The following is a 14064-nucleotide window of genomic DNA, read 5'->3' as shown; positions in this document are numbered from 1 at the left end:
GGACAATGACACCCCTTTTGAGTGGCAAGGCGGCAGAATGCTTGTCACTCGTTCGCCTGAACCTTCATCAGGTGCACATCATCCGTCTCCGTGTGGGTTACTCCGACGACTTGCCACCCGATCGAGTGGAACCCGCGCCGGCACCGGCCTTCACGCCCCCCGAGCCCTGGCCGCCGATCGAGGGCTTTCCGCCCGAAGGCGCCTCGAATGATTCCAACGCCTCAAGAACGTCCTGGACACGGGAGATCTCCGCCTGGATGTCCTCCCGCCTGCGCACCAGGACCTCCAGCTCGCGCCGGCCCTCCTCGACGATCCGCTCGGCCTCCTCCTTGGCCTCCGCAAGGGCGGCCTCCGCCAGCCTCGACAGCTCCGCCTTCTTCTGCTCCGCTTCCTTCAGCAGCGTCTCCGCCTTGCGGACCGCCGCGATGCGCACCTTGCTCGCCTCGCTGCTCGCGTCCGACACCAGGGCCTTGGCCTTCGCCTCGGCCTCCTCGCTCTGCTCGGTCGCCGCGCGCACCAGCTTGTCCACGCGGTCGCCGGCCGACTTCATCTGCTCGGCCGTCTCGCGGCGGGCCCGCTCGTGCAGCTCCTCGATCTCGGCCTCGACCCGGGAGCGCAGCTCCTCCGCCCGCTCCCTTATGGCGGCGGCGTCCGAACGCGCGCCGACCAGCAGCTCGTCCGCGTCCGTACGGGCCTTCTCCACGGCGGAGTTGCCCTCGACGGTGGCCTCCGCGACGATCCGCTTCGCCTCCTTGCGGGCGGCGTCGACCATCTGGTCGGCCTGCTCCTCCGCGGCCGTCGTCGCGGCCACGGCCTGCGCCTGCGCGTCCGCGGCGAGCTGGTCCGCCTCGGCGGCCGCCTCGGTGATGAGCCGGTCCACCTGCTCCGCGGCCTCGGTACGCCGCTTGCCGGCCTCCTCGCGCGCCTCGTCCAGCAGCCGCTCGGCCTCCTCGCGCGTCTCCGTGCGGATGCGCTCCGCCTCCGCGACCGCGTCCGCCTTGACCCGGTCGGCCTCCGACCGGGTGCGCGCCGCGTGCTCCTGCGCCGAGGACAGCGCCTCCGAGGCCTCCGCGCGCATCCGCTCGGCCTCCGCCGCGGCCTCGCCGACCGTGCGCTCGTTGTCCCGGCGGGTCTGCGCCGTGAGCTTGTCCGCCTCGGCCGCGGCCTCGGTGATGAGCCGGTCCGCCTGCTCGGCGGCGTCCGTACGCAGCCGGTTGGCCTCGGCGCGCGCCTCGTCCAGGGTCTGCTCGGACTCCCGCTCGGCGCTCTCCAGCGTCTCGGCCGCAGCGGCCGTGACCCGGTCCGCCTCCGCGGTGGCGTCGCCGACGATCCGGCCGCCCTCCGCGCGGGCCTCGTCCAGCAGCTGCGCCGCCTCGGTGCACAGCCGGTCGGCCTCCTCGGCCGCCTCGCCGATCGTCAGCTCGTTGGCCGCGCGCACCTCGTCGACCAGGCGGTCGCCCTCGTTGCGCGCGTCGACCAGGACGCGGGCCGCGTCCCGCTCGGCCGCGGCCATGGTGTCGGCGGCCTGCCGGGTGAGCTTGGCGGCCTTCGCCGTCGCCTCGTCGAGCGTCTTCTCGGCCGCGGCGCGCGTCTCCTCCGTGAGGCGCTCCGCCTCGGAGGCGGCCTCGGTGATGAGCCGGTCCGCCTGCTCGGCGGCGTCCGTACGCAGCCGGTTGGCCTCGGCGCGCGCCTCGTCCAGCACTCCCGCGGCCTCGATGCGGGTGGCCTCCGCCGTCTCCTCGGCCTCGGTCGTGATGCGTTCCGCCTCCGCGGTCGCCTCGGTGACCGTGGCCTCGTTGGCCGCGCGCGTCTCCTCGGTGATCCGCTCGGCCTCCGCCGTCGCGTCGGCGACGATCTGCGCGCCCTCGGCGCGCGACGCCTCCAGCGACTCCCCGGCCTCTCCGCGGATCCGGTTGGCGTCGCCGCGGGCCTCGGCCCGGGTGCGGGCGGCGTCGCGCTCCGCCGCGGCCAGCGCGTCCGTGGCCTCCGTACGCACCCGCTGGGCGTAGTCGGCGGTGTCGGCGCGCAGCTGCTCCGCCTCGGCGATCGCGTCCGCGACCGTCCGCTCGGCCAGCGCCTTCGCCGCATCGGTCTCGGTGCGCGCCTCGGTGCGGATCCGGTCCGCGTCCGCGGTCGCCCGCTCGCGCTCCTCGTAGGCGTCGGCGCGGACGCGGGCGGCCTCCTCCTCGGCCTCCGTCCGGGTGCGCTCCGCCGCGTGCTCGGCGGCGCTGCGCAGTCCGGCGATCTCCTCCTCGGCCTCCTCGCGCAGCCCGGACACGGAGTCCCGGACCTGCTGGGCGGTGGTCTCCGCCGCCGACACCAGCTCGGCCGCGCGCCGCTCCGCCTCCTCGGTCAGGCGGGCCGCCTCGGCCTGCGCCTCCTCCGAGCGCTTGCGCGCCGCGGCCAGCAGCTCCTCGCTCTGCTCGCGGGCCTGCGCCCGCTCGCTGTCCGCGTCGGTCCGCGCCGACGCCAGCGTCTCCTCGGCCTCGCGGCGGCGCCGTGCGGCCTCCTCCCGCGCGGCGGCCAGCGCCTCGGCCGCCTCCTCGGCGACCCGCTCGGCGGCGGCCTTCGCCTCGGCGCGCAGCCGGTCCGCGGTCTCCTTGGCCTCCGTACGGACCCGTTCGGCCTCGGTCTCGGCCTCGGTGCGCAGCCGTACGGCCACCTGCTCCGCCTCGGCCCGCGCCCGGCCGGCGTCGTCCGCCGCCTCGGTGCGCAGCCGGTCGGCCTCCGCCTCCGACTGCTCCCGCAGGCTGCGGATGCGTTCCGCCGCCTCGGCGCGCAGCCGGTCGGTCTCCTCCGCGGCCTCGCGGCGGACGGCCTCCGCCGCACCGCGGGCGTCACGCATCGTCTGCTCGGCCGTGGCCAGCCGGTCCTCGGCCTCCGTGTGCAGACGGGTGAGCTCCGCCTCGGCCTCGGCACGCTTCGCGGCCAGCGCCTGCTCGGTCTCCTCGCGCCGGGTGCGGGCCGCCGCGTCCGCCTCGGCGCGCACCGCCTCGGCCTGCTCCTCGGCCTCGGTGCGCAGCCGTTCGGCCTCGGCGCGGGTCCGCTCCAGGGTCTCCTCGGCCTGCCGGCGCAGGGCGGTGGCCCGCTCCACGGCCTCCGCGCGCACCCGCTCGCTCTCGGCGGTCGCCCCGGCGCGCAGCTCGTCCGCGTCCGCCTTGGCCTTGCCGAGCAGCTCCTCGGCGGTCTTGGCCGCCTCCTCGATCTGCTGGACCGCCTCGCGGCGGGCCTCGCCGCGGATCCGCTCGCCCTCGGCCACGGCCTCGGCGCGCAGCTGCTCGGCCTCGCCGCGCAGCCGCCGCGCCTCCTCCTGGAGTTGGACGGTGCGGGCCCGGTACTCCTCGGTGTCGTCCTTCGCGGCGCCCGTGAGCTCCGCCGCGGCGGCCGCGGCCTGGGCGCGCAGCCGCTCGGCCTCCGCCTCGGCCTCGCGGCGGATCCGCTCGGCCTCCTCGGACGCGGCGCGGGTGGTGGCCTGCGCGTCCTCGGAGGCGCGGGTCAGCATCTCCTCGGCCGTGCGGGCCGCCTTCGCCAGCTGGGCGGCGGTGTCCTCGGCCGCCGCGGCGCGGGCCTGCTCCGCGGCCTCGGCGCGCTGCCGCTCGACCTCGGCGCGGGCGTCGGCGAGGACGTGCTCGGCCTCGGCCCTGAGGGCCTCGGCCTCCTTGGTGGCCTCGCCCACCAGCCGGGCCACCTGCTCCTTGGCGGTGCGGGTGCGCTGCTCGTTGACGGACTCCGCCGAGGCGAGCTGCCGGGCGGCGCTCTCCTTGGCCTCGGCGAGCACGCGCTCGGCCTCGGCGCGCGCCTCGCGCAGGGCCCCGTCGGCCTCCTGGACGCGCTGTTCGGCGACGCGGCCGAGGTCCAGGGTCTGCTGCCGGGTCTGCTCGGCCTCGGCGGTGGTCGCCGAACGCAGCCGCTCCGCGTGGTCGGTGGCCTCCTGGGCCTGCGTCGACGCGGCGGTCAGCAGCCGCTCGGCCTCCTTGCGGGCGCGCAGCAGCGTCGCCTCCGCCTCGGCCCGGGCGGCCTCGGCATCGGCGGCCAGACGGCGGCGGGTCTCCTCGGCGACGCGGGCGGCCTCGGCGCGGGCGGCGTTCAGGGACTGCTCGGCCTCGGCGCGGGACTCGTCCATGAGCCGGCGGGCCTGGGACTCCGTACGGGCGCGCAGCTGTTCGGCCCAGGCGACGTTCTCGTTGACGTGCGCCTCGACGGTCTGGCGGCGCTCGTTGAGCTCCTGGTCCAGCCGCTGGCGGCGGTTGACGGCCTCGGTGTGCAGCTCGGCCTGGAGCCGGGCCTGGTGCTCGGCGTGCTCCTGGAGGATGCGCTGGGTCTGGGCCCGGGCCTCGCGCAGTTCGCGCTCGGCGTCCGAACGCATCTGGTCCGCCTGGATCTGGGCGTTGCGCAGCAGCTGCTCCGCCTGGTATCCCATGTCCGCGCCGTCGTACGCGGGGCGGGACGCGAGCGCGCGCCGCACCTCGTGCAGCTTCGCGCGCAGGACCTCGACCTGGTAGCCGAGGTCCTCGGCGTGCTGGACGGCTTTTCCGCGCTCCTTCTTGAGCCGCTCCATCTCCGCTTCGAAGAGCGAGAGATGATCGGCTTCAGCCTGAAGGCTCTCCTGGCTTTCGTAGCCCCGCACAGCGCGGTCCCATCCGTCCCCTGGTCGCAAGCTCACTCCCAAATGAGCACCGTCCGCCCGCTGAACGGCGCCCCCGGGGGAATGGTGTCAGATAGCAGGGCAGGGGACACAGGCCCCGACCCTGTCTGAAGCACCGAACCCCGGCCGAGCCACGGCCACTCTACCGGCCGGGGAATGGGGACATCAGTGCGTGCTTCCACTGATCCCGGGCCCGGCCGACTGTGAGGTCCCTCCTCCGCTCCCGCGACCGACGGGCCGGATCGGGAAGGACGTCCCCTTGAGGGTGGATTTGCGGTGTTCGAATGCGTCCATCCGGAGCGGGTCCGGTTTCCCCGGCGCGTAGTTGGCCGTGCAGGTCACGGTCCCGCCGGTGCCCCCGGGGGCGCCGGCGGCCGCGGAGGGCCCGCCGGGCCGGGGCGCGTACCGCCCGGCATGTGATCGAAAAGACGTGCGGTGCGTACGCGGACGGCACACCACGGCCGGTGGTGTGCCGTCCCCCGGACCCGGTCCGGGTCGCTCAGCCCTCGTGCTCGCCGTGCGGGGCCGAGGTGACCAGCTCGGTGAGGACCCCGTGGCAGTCCTTGGGGTGCAGGAAGGTGATCGAGGAGCCCATCGAACCGCGGCGGGGCTCGTCGTACAGGACGCGGACGCCCTTGCCGCGGATGGCCTCGGAGTCGCCGTGGACGTCCTCGGTGCCGAAGGCGATGTGGTGCACGCCCTCACCGTTCTTGGCCAGCCACTTGCCCACCGCGGAGTCCTCGCGGGTGGGCTCCAGCAGTTGGAGGTAGGAGGCGCCGCCGTCGGAGGTCCCGTTGATCTTCAGCATGGCCTCTCGGACGCCCTGCTCCTCGTTGACCTCGGTGTGGAACACCTCGAAGCCGTACGTGGCACGGTAGAACTCGACGGTCTTGTCCAGGTCGAAGCAGGCGATCCCGATGTGGTCGATTCTTGTCAGCATGGGACCAGTGCACCGCCGAAGAGGCCGGTCACGCAACGTGCCAGCGATCACACCCACTGCCCGGTGACGACACGGGTACCGCTCAGTACATTCGGGTAAACCCTCGTTCACTCCTCATCCTCAAGGGGCTGTGCTCCATGTCCGGAACGAACAACACCACGTCCGTGATCGTCGCCGGGGCCCGCACGCCCATGGGGCGGCTGCTCGGTTCGCTGAAGTCCTTCTCGGGCGCCGACCTCGGTGGGATCGCCATCAAGGCCGCCCTGGAGCGGGCCGGCATCGCCGGCGACCAGGTCCAGTACGTGATCATGGGCCAGGTGCTGCAGGCCGGCGCGGGCCAGATCCCGGCCCGACAGGCCGCGGTCAAGGCCGGCATCCCGATGAACGTGCCCGCCCTGACGATCAACAAGGTCTGCCTCTCCGGCCTCGACGCGATCGCGCTGGCCGACCAGCTGATCCGCGCGGGTGAGTTCGACGTCGTGGTCGCCGGCGGCCAGGAGTCCATGACCAACGCCCCGCACCTGCTGCCGAAGTCCCGCGAGGGCTTCAAGTACGGCGCGATCGGCATGCTCGACGCGATGGCGTACGACGGCCTCACCGACGCCTTCGAGAACATCGCCATGGGCGAGTCCACCGAGAAGCACAACGCCCGCCTCGGCATCGAGCGCGCCCCGCAGGACGAGTTCGCCGCGGGCTCCCACCAGCGCGCCGCCGCCGCCCAGAAGAACGGCGTCTTCGAGGCCGAGATCACCCCGGTCGAGATCCCGCAGCGCAAGGGCGACCCGGTCCTGTTCACCCAGGACGAGGGCATCCGCCCGGAGACCACGGCGGAGTCCCTGGCGAAGCTGCGCCCGGCCTTCGCCAAGGACGGCACCATCACCGCCGGCACCTCCTCGCAGATCAGCGACGGCGCCGCCGCCGTGGTCGTGATGAGCAAGGCCAAGGCCGAGGAGCTGGGCCTGGAGTGGATCGCCGAGATCGGCGCCCACGGCAACGTGGCCGGCCCGGACAACTCCCTGCAGTCGCAGCCGTCGAACGCGATCCTGCACGCCCTGAAGAAGGAGGGCCTGGAGGTCTCCGACCTGGACCTCATCGAGATCAACGAGGCCTTCGCGGCGGTCGCCGTGCAGTCAATGAAGGACCTCGGCGTGACCCCGGAAAAGGTGAACGTCAACGGTGGCGCCATCGCCCTGGGCCACCCGATCGGCATGTCCGGTGCCCGCGTGGTGCTGCACCTGGCGCTGGAGCTCAAGCGCCGCGGCGGCGGCGTCGGCGCGGCCGCGCTGTGCGGCGGCGGCGGCCAGGGCGACGCCCTGATCGTCCGGGTCCCCAAGGCCTAGTACACCCTGCCCCAACCCGGCTACACCCTGCCCGTGCCCGGCGCCGCGCGCCGGGTACGGGCGCACCCGCATCCGCACCCGCGGCGAGAACGAGGAGCGCAGCACGCATGACGGTGGACGTCCCCCAGCTGGTGGCCCAGGCGCGTGACGGCAGGCCCAGAGCGGTGGCCCGGCTGATCTCGCTGGTCGAGGGGGCGTCCCCGCAGCTGCGCGAGGTGATGGCGGCCCTGGCCCCGCTGACGGGCGGGGCGTACGTGGTGGGCCTGACGGGCTCGCCGGGCGTCGGCAAGTCCACCTCCACCTCGGCGCTGGTGTCGGCGTACCGCAGGGCGGGCAAGCGGGTCGGCGTGCTCGCCGTCGACCCGTCCTCGCCGTTCTCCGGCGGCGCGCTGCTGGGCGACCGGGTGCGGATGTCGGACCACGCCTCCGACCCGGGCGTGTACATCCGGTCGATGGCCACCCGCGGCCACCTGGGCGGCCTGGCGTGGGCGGCCCCGCAGGCGATCCGCGTGCTGGACGCGGCCGGCTGCGACGTGATCCTGGTCGAGACGGTCGGCGTCGGCCAGTCGGAGGTGGAGATCGCCTCCCAGGCCGACACCTCCGTGGTGCTGCTGGCCCCCGGCATGGGCGACGGGATCCAGGCCGCGAAGGCGGGCATCCTGGAGATCGGCGACGTGTACGTGGTCAACAAGGCCGACCGGGACGGCGCCGACGCGACCGCCCGGGAGCTGAACCACATGCTGGGCCTGGGCGAGGCGCGGGGGCCCGGCGACTGGCGGCCGCCGATCGTCAAGACGGTCGCGGCGCGCGGCGAGGGCGTCGACGAGCTGGTCGAGGCGCTGGAGAAGCACCGGGCCTGGATGGACGAGCACGGGGTGCTGGCCGAGCGGCGCGCCGCCCGGGCCGCGCGCGAGGTGGAGACCATCGCCGTGACCTCGCTGCGGGCCCGGATGGCCGACGTGCACGGCGACGCCCACCTGGGGGCCCTGGCGGCGCGGGTCGCGCAGGGCGAGCTGGACCCGTACGCGGCCGCGGACGCCCTGCTGGCCACCCTCACGGAGGGCTGAGGCCCCACGGGCCCGGGCGCCGCTCGGGGGAACGCTCACCCGTAGGGCGGCGCGCCCCTGCGGGGCGGGCGGCGCCTACGTAGACTGGCGACGCCCGGAATGCCCCGATATCAGCGCACTGAGGGAGTGGCGTCATGGCGAAGCGCGGCAACAAGAAGCGAGCGCGCAAGAAGAAGAAGGCCAACCACGGGAAGCGCCCCAACGCCTGACCGCGGTCCCGCTCGAACCACAGGAGCCGCACCCCCGTCCGGGGGTGCGGCTCCTGTGGTGTGCGGTGCCTGTGTTCTTGTTGTTGCTGCTGAGGCGCGGTCTACGCGCGATGATCACTGCACCGGGGCGCGGGGTCGGATCAGCCCTTGCCGCGCTGGGTGCGCAGGTGGTCCGCGACCGGCTGCAGCGAGCTGCGCAGGGCCGCCAGGGCCTCCGGCGGCAGCAGGTCGATGAAGTGCCGGCGGACGGACGCCACGTGGTGCGGGGCGACCTTCCGCATGAGCTCCATGCCCTCGTCCGTCAGGACGGCGTACAGGCCCCGGCGGTCGGACTCGCAGTTCACGCGGACGACCAGGCCGGCGTTCTCCATCCGGGTGATCTGGTGGGACAGCCGGCTCTTAGACTGCAGCGTCGACGTCGCGAGATCGCTCATCCGCATCCGGTGGTCCGCGGACTCCGAGAGGTTCACGAGGATCTCGTAGTCGTTGTTGGTGAGTCCGAAGGGCTGGAGATCCTTTTCCAGCTGGTGCATCAGCAGTCTGCTGACGTCCAGATGGGTCCGCCAGGTGCACTGCTCGGCGTCGGTAAGCCAGCGGGTGGCCGTCTCGGTCTCCATGGTCTCCATGAATGAACTCTACCTAAGAAGTTGAATGACGTACAAAATCGGGAAAGCTGAAAATCACAGACCGAGGCGCCGCTGGAGGTCCCCCAGCTGCCCCGGCATCCGGATGCCCAGCGACTCCAGCTGCCCCGCCGGACCGTGACCGCTGCCACCGCCGGGAACACCGGGTTCCGCCCCGACCGCCCCGACCGCCTGCTCCGCCATCAGCACCTCCGACGACTGCAGCAGCACCGTGCCGGCCCCGACGAACTCGAACTGGTGCTCCTCGCCCGAGGTGCCGCCGATGCCGGTCAGCGAGCGGATGCCGCCCAGGACGCCCGACATGTACCCGTGGTCGTAATGGTGGCAGGGAGACGGGCAGTCCGCCCAGCCGACGAGCGCCTGCGGGTCCACGCGCAGCGGGGGTTCCATGAACACCACCGGTCCGTTGGACGCCGCCACGAACTTCCCGGTTCCGATCAGGGTGAGGAAGCCCGGGACGATGGACTGCTTGAGGGAGAGGGAGGGCTCGTACGCCAGCAGGTTGCCCGACCGGATGGTCAGGTTGCCGTTGTCGAGGTCGTACGAGTTCACGTCGAAGGCGCGGTCGGCCAGCAGCATCTTGCCCTGGCCCTGGGCCACCACCCAGTCGGCGGCGTGCAGCGGCGAGTGGAAGCTCGTGCGCAGCAGCCGGTCGAACCGGCCGTTGCCGATCCCGTCGAACTCGATGCGCCCGTAGTACGCGATCATCTTGCCCTTCTGCAGGAACCACTGGCTCCCCTTGAGCTCCACGCAGAAGGTGTAGGCGTTGACGTTGTCGTCGGAGGGCAGGCTGTACGGGTCGAAGACCGTCGGACCGCCAGCACCGCCCGGTCCGCCGATCACGGGACCAAAGTTCACAGCTTCTCCTCCGAGGCCTGTACGTACACGGCGCCCTGGCCCGACAGCTCCAGCTGGAACGCCTCGCCCGAGCCGCGCCCCACCATGTCACGCCAGCCGAGCGCGGTGGAGAGCTTGTTCCTGACGTCCCCGTGGTGGGCCACGTACGCCTGCGGGTCGACGTGGACCGGCCGGTTCGGGGTGATGGGGAGCTCGATCACCCCGCCGTGGGCCATCACGGCGGCGGAGCCGTGGCCCTTGAGGGTGGTGGTGAAGAGGCCCTGGCCCGTCACCTGGCCGCGCACCATGCCCATGACACCCCCTTGCGAGCCCATGAACATGGTGCCCTGCTGGAGGGTGCCGTCGAACGCGAGCAGCCGGTCCGCCTCGACGTACAGGGTCTCGCCCGTCAGGTTGATCACCTGGACGTGGTGGCCGCCGTGGCCGAACATCACCGTGCCGCTGCCCTGGACCTCCATCAGCGGGGTCTGCTCGTTCGCCACCCGGCGCCCGATCATGCCCATGACCCCGCCCTGGCCGCCGGTCAGGCTCGGGGTGAAGGACACGTCGCCGCGGTACGCGAGCATCGCGCCGCGCTGGCTGTACATCTTCTGCCCCGGCACCACCTGGGCCTCGACCATCTTCGAGTTGATCTCACGGAACGGCATCAGACGTCGCCCCCGATGGTGTTGCGCTCGCTGGGCTGCACGTACACCAGGCCCTCGCCCTCGAACCGGATCTGGAACGCCTCGCCCGAGCCCTCGCCGATCAGGGTCCGGAAGGTGACCCCCGACTGGAAGGACTGGCGCAGGTCGCCCGTGTGCGCGATGTACGCCCCCGGGTCCACGGACAGCGGGTACTGGCCGCTGACCCGCAGGACCACCGCCGGCCCGTCCGACATGATCGCCGCCTGGCCGGTGCCCTCGACGGTGGTGGTGAACAGGCCGTTGCCCGTCGCACCGCCGCGCAGGCCGGTGAAGCTGGTGCCGGTGCGCAGGGCCGCGTCCGTGCACAGGAGGTTGCTGGACTCGACGTACAGCTTCTCGCCGCGCAGGTCGACCAGGTTGATCTCGCTCGCGCGGTCGGCGAAGAAGCACGTGCCGTGCCCCTGCACCTCCATCACGGTCATCTGTTCACCCGTCAGGCGACGGGTCACCATGCCGCGGAGGCCTTCGCCGCCGCCGGTCATCTTCTTGAAGGCCATCTGGCCGTCGTACGCAACCATGGAGCCGTTCTTCGCTTTGACGGCATCCCCGGTCAGGTCGACGGCGAGCACCTTGCTGCCTTGGAGTCGGAACTGAGCCACGGGGATGACGTTAACGGCAGCGGGCGGAGGCGAACAGGGCCCCTCGGCCGGTAGCGTCGGCGCGCGGTCGCGGGGGCGCGCGGCGGCGGCGGACCCCGGGTCAAGATCGGGCAAAGCGGCTGCGACACTGGACGGGCCCCAGGCCTCCACTCCGAAGGTTGATGATGGACATCAAGACCGCCTCCGCCCTGCACCGGCTGCGCCTCGTCTCCGTACCGGAGGCCCTGTCGTTCCCGGCCCTGCTGATCTTCGGCTCGCTGCTCAGCCGGATCTCGGACATCGACTACCTGATGATGCCGCTGGGCGCCCTGCACGGGATCCTGTTCGTCCTCTACGCGCTGTTCCTGCTGGACGTCTGGAACAAGGCCAAGTGGCCCTTCAAGAAGGCCGCGCTGTTCTTCCTGCTCTCCCTGGTGCCGTTCGGCGGCCTGTACGGCGACAAGCTGCTCAAGCGCGAAGAGGCCGACAGCGTGATCGCGGCCCGGGCGCGCCAGGCGGCCGGTGCGGGCGCGGCGGCCGACGCGTGATCGTCGCGTTCTCGGTGACCGTTCCCAAAGACTGAGCGGGAGTGGGTCCTGGTGCCAGGACTCGTGCTCAGCCGGACGCCCCGAGCGGTGTTGGGCGCCCTGGTTGCCCGCGTTCGCTCCGCGTCGGCCGCCGCGTCACGGCGGCGGGGGCGAGCCCGTCGAGAGGGCGATACCGAGGGGGGTGCGTTCGTAGAGGACGTGGTGGCCGTGCCGGGACGACAGGAGCAGGCCCGCCCCGTGGAGCGCCTTCAGGTGCGCGGAGACCGTGGCGGGCGCCAGCCCGAGGCGCCCCGCCAGCGCGGTGGTGGAGGCCGGCTCGTGCAGCGCGCACAGCACCTCCGCGCGACCCCGGCCCAGCAGCCGGGCCAGGGCCTGCGGGGCCGGGCCGGCCGGAGCCGCCCACAGGGCGCCGATGCCCCGGGCAGGGTAGACGAGCGTCGGCTGCCAGGGCGGGTCGTAGCCGCCGACGACCTCCGGCCAGACGAACGCGCTCGGCATCAGCAGCAGCCCCTGCCCGTCCAGCCTGCGGTCGTGGTGGCCCGGCTTCCGGATGGTCAGGGTCCCGCCGGACCAGGCCAGGTCCGGGTGGAGCCCGTCGAAGAGGGCCTCCAGGCCGCCGGCCGCGAGCCGCCGCGAGTGGAACAGGACGTCGGCCTCCAGCAGCGCCCGCAGCCGCGGCCAGTGCGGTGCGATCAGCGCCGTCCAGGCCTGTTCCAGCAGGTCGGACAGTTCCCGCACGGCCCGCGCCGGATCCGCGAGCATCCGCCGGCCGGCCCCGCTCTCCGCCGCGCCCGGGGTGCAGACCAGGGACCGCCGCAGGTCCTCCCGTACGGCGGCCGGATCGGCGGAGCCGGCCGCCCGGACCCGCGCCAGCTCCTCCTCGAAGGTGACGGACGGCCCGCTCGGCGGCGGGCTGAGGAAGTCCGGGTTGTGGCCGGCGCGCGGCATCAGCAGCCACAGCGGTCGCAGGTCGAGCCCCTCGGCGGCGGCCCGGATCTGCCGCAGCCAGGGCAGGTGGTAGGCGTGCCGGTGCGGGCGCTGCAGGGTGCGCACGGCCTCCTGGACCTCCCAGCGGGGGGAGATCGAGAACCGGCAGCGCAGCAGGTCGGCCGGCCCGAAGCGGAAGTGGAATGCCATGGCCCCCCGATCGCGCCGCTTTCCCCGATGGCGCCGCTTCCCCTGCCCGCGCCCCGTGAGTGATTCGGGCAGCGGCGAATCACTGCCGCGGTCCACCGTATCCCCGCAGGGTGTCGTCATGGTCACCACCACCGCCCAGCGGGCGGCCCGCGGCGGCTACCGCCCCATCTTCCGGATCCGGGAGTTCCGCTACGTCTTCGCCGCCCACCTGCTGTCCGTCCTCGGCGTCGTCGTCGCCGAGATATCCCTGACCGTCCTCGTCTTCCGCGCCACCGGATCGCCCCTGATGAGCGCGCTCGCCTTCGCCCTCGGCTTCCTGCCCCACGCCCTCGGCGGCATCCTGCTGGCCCCGCTCGCCGACCGCCTCCCCGCCCGCCGCGTCCTCGCCGCCTGCGACCTGCTGTGCGCCGGCTGCGCCGCCGCCATGGTGCTGCCCGGCACGCCCGTCGCCGCGCTGCTCGCGCTGCGCGCCGCGATGGCCTTCGTCGCCCCGCTGTTCCAGGGCACCCGCAACGCCTCCCTCGGCGACATCCTGGGCCCCGGCGACGTCTTCGTCCTCGGCCGTTCGCTGATGCGGATGGTGGCCCAGAGCGCCCAGCTCGTCGGCTTCGGCCTCGGCGGACTGCTGCTCACCGTCCTCGCGCCGCGCACCGCCATCGCGCTGACCGCGGCCGGCTTCCTCTGCTCCGCCCTGCTGCTGCGCTTCGGCACCCGGGCCCGGCCCGCCCGCGCCGCCACTGCCGTCGGCTCCGGCTCCGGCTCCGGCTCCGCTCGCACCTCGCCGCTCGCCGGGTTCCGGGCCGTGCTGGGCGACCGCCGGCTGCGGGCGCTGACCCTGCTGTTCTGGCTGCCGCCGGTCTTCACGATCGCCCCCGAGGCGCTGCTCGCCCCGTACGCCGACGCCGTAGGCGCCGGCACCACCGCGCTCGGGGTGATGATGTGCGCCCTGCCCGTCGGCACCATCGCGGGTGAACTGTGGGCCGGCTCGTTCCTCGGCCCCGAGACCCGTTCCCGGCTGGTGGCCCCGCTCGCCGCCGCCGGCCTGCTGCCCCTGCTCGTGTACGCGGTCCGGCCCGGCGTGCCGGTGGTCCTCGCCGTGCTGCTGGCCGTCGGACTGGCCCACGCCCACACCCTCGGCCTGGACCGGTGGTACGTCGACGCCGTCCCCGAGGAGCTGCGCGGCCGGGCGATGACCCTGCTCGGCACCGGCCTGATGGCCTTCCAGGGGGTGGGCATGGCCCTGGCCGGCCTCGCCGCCGAGTTCGCCCCGGCCCACCTGGTCGTCGCCGGCGCCGCGGTCCTCGGCACGGCCGTCGTCCTGCTGCTGCTCGCCGGGCTGCGCTCCGCCACCCGGGGGAGCGGACCGAGGAGTGAGACGGGGCCCACCGCCAAATGACCGCCCGGTAGGGTCG

General features: G+C 73.7%; 12 protein-coding genes. 5 read left to right on the top strand and 7 right to left on the bottom strand.

Annotated elements, in window-relative coordinates; translation table 11 throughout:
* Positions 1-97: 97 nt before the first annotated feature.
* Positions 98-4627, bottom strand: coding sequence for a polarized growth protein Scy (gene scy, locus ACSHWO_RS11260; protein ID WP_438311553.1), 4530 nt, complete (start codon positions 4625-4627; stop codon positions 98-100).
* 517 nt (positions 4628-5144) lie between these two features.
* Positions 5145-5585, bottom strand: coding sequence for a methylmalonyl-CoA epimerase (gene mce, locus ACSHWO_RS11255; protein WP_404233809.1), 441 nt, complete (start codon positions 5583-5585; stop codon positions 5145-5147).
* A 137-nt stretch (positions 5586-5722) separates the two neighbouring features.
* On the opposite strand from mce, the gene ACSHWO_RS11250 reads away from it, so the two are divergent.
* From ACSHWO_RS11250 to ACSHWO_RS11240, 3 genes are all read left to right on the top strand, one after another.
* Positions 5723-6925 carry an acetyl-CoA C-acetyltransferase gene (locus ACSHWO_RS11250; RefSeq protein ID WP_361088847.1) on the top strand — a complete coding sequence of 401 codons (1203 nt, stop codon included), beginning with the start codon at positions 5723-5725 and terminating at the stop codon, positions 6923-6925.
* 107 nt (positions 6926-7032) lie between these two features.
* Positions 7033-7992, top strand: coding sequence for a methylmalonyl Co-A mutase-associated GTPase MeaB (gene meaB, locus ACSHWO_RS11245; protein ID WP_385830459.1), 960 nt, complete (start codon positions 7033-7035; stop codon positions 7990-7992).
* 134 nt (positions 7993-8126) lie between these two features.
* A complete protein-coding gene (locus ACSHWO_RS11240) occupies positions 8127-8201 on the top strand; it encodes a 50S ribosomal protein bL37 (RefSeq protein WP_099895366.1) in 75 nt (24 codons plus the stop codon).
* 140 nt (positions 8202-8341) lie between these two features.
* Here the strand turns inward: ACSHWO_RS11240 and ACSHWO_RS11235 are convergent, their stop codons facing one another.
* The 4 genes from ACSHWO_RS11235 to ACSHWO_RS11220 all read right to left on the bottom strand — a co-directional run bounded on the left by ACSHWO_RS11235 (position 8342) and on the right by ACSHWO_RS11220 (position 10988).
* A complete protein-coding gene (locus ACSHWO_RS11235) occupies positions 8342-8818 on the bottom strand; it encodes a MarR family winged helix-turn-helix transcriptional regulator (protein ID WP_361089304.1) in 477 nt (158 codons plus the stop codon).
* Positions 8819-8881: 63 nt separating this feature from the next.
* Entirely contained in the window at positions 8882-9703 is an 822-nt protein-coding gene (locus ACSHWO_RS11230; RefSeq protein WP_361088844.1) for an AIM24 family protein, read from the bottom strand.
* Positions 9700-10350 carry an AIM24 family protein gene (locus ACSHWO_RS11225; protein ID WP_361088842.1) on the bottom strand — a complete coding sequence of 217 codons (651 nt, stop codon included), beginning with the start codon at positions 10348-10350 and terminating at the stop codon, positions 9700-9702. The genes ACSHWO_RS11230 and ACSHWO_RS11225 overlap by 4 nt, the downstream gene beginning before the upstream one ends.
* Positions 10350-10988 (bottom strand): AIM24 family protein, encoded by a 639-nt coding sequence (locus tag ACSHWO_RS11220; protein ID WP_385830434.1) that lies wholly within the window; start codon positions 10986-10988, stop codon positions 10350-10352. The genes ACSHWO_RS11225 and ACSHWO_RS11220 overlap by 1 nt, the downstream gene beginning before the upstream one ends.
* A 164-nt stretch (positions 10989-11152) precedes the next feature.
* Between ACSHWO_RS11220 and ACSHWO_RS11215 the strand changes: the two genes are divergently transcribed.
* Complete coding sequence (locus ACSHWO_RS11215) at positions 11153-11515, top strand: DUF3817 domain-containing protein (RefSeq protein WP_385831768.1); 363 nt, start codon at positions 11153-11155, stop codon at positions 11513-11515.
* A gap of 135 nt (positions 11516-11650) precedes the next feature.
* On the opposite strand, the gene ACSHWO_RS11210 is transcribed toward ACSHWO_RS11215, so the two are convergent.
* The gene (locus ACSHWO_RS11210; RefSeq protein WP_438311549.1) at positions 11651-12652 is read right to left on the bottom strand and encodes a DUF5937 family protein; all 1002 of its coding nucleotides are present in this window, start codon (positions 12650-12652) and stop codon (positions 11651-11653) included.
* A 118-nt stretch (positions 12653-12770) separates the two neighbouring features.
* On the opposite strand from ACSHWO_RS11210, the gene ACSHWO_RS11205 reads away from it, so the two are divergent.
* Positions 12771-14048, top strand: a complete 1278-nt coding sequence (locus ACSHWO_RS11205; RefSeq protein ID WP_438311547.1) for an MFS transporter — start codon at positions 12771-12773, stop codon at positions 14046-14048.
* Positions 14049-14064: the final 16 nt, after the last annotated feature.

The sequence above is a fragment of the Streptomyces pallidus (ex Mingjun et al. 2026) genome (assembly GCF_051550185.1).
Classification (GTDB): Bacteria; Actinomycetota; Actinomycetes; order Streptomycetales; family Streptomycetaceae; genus Streptomyces.
Note: the sequence above shows the minus strand (reverse complement) of the source record. Positions and strands in the feature narration are given on the sequence as shown.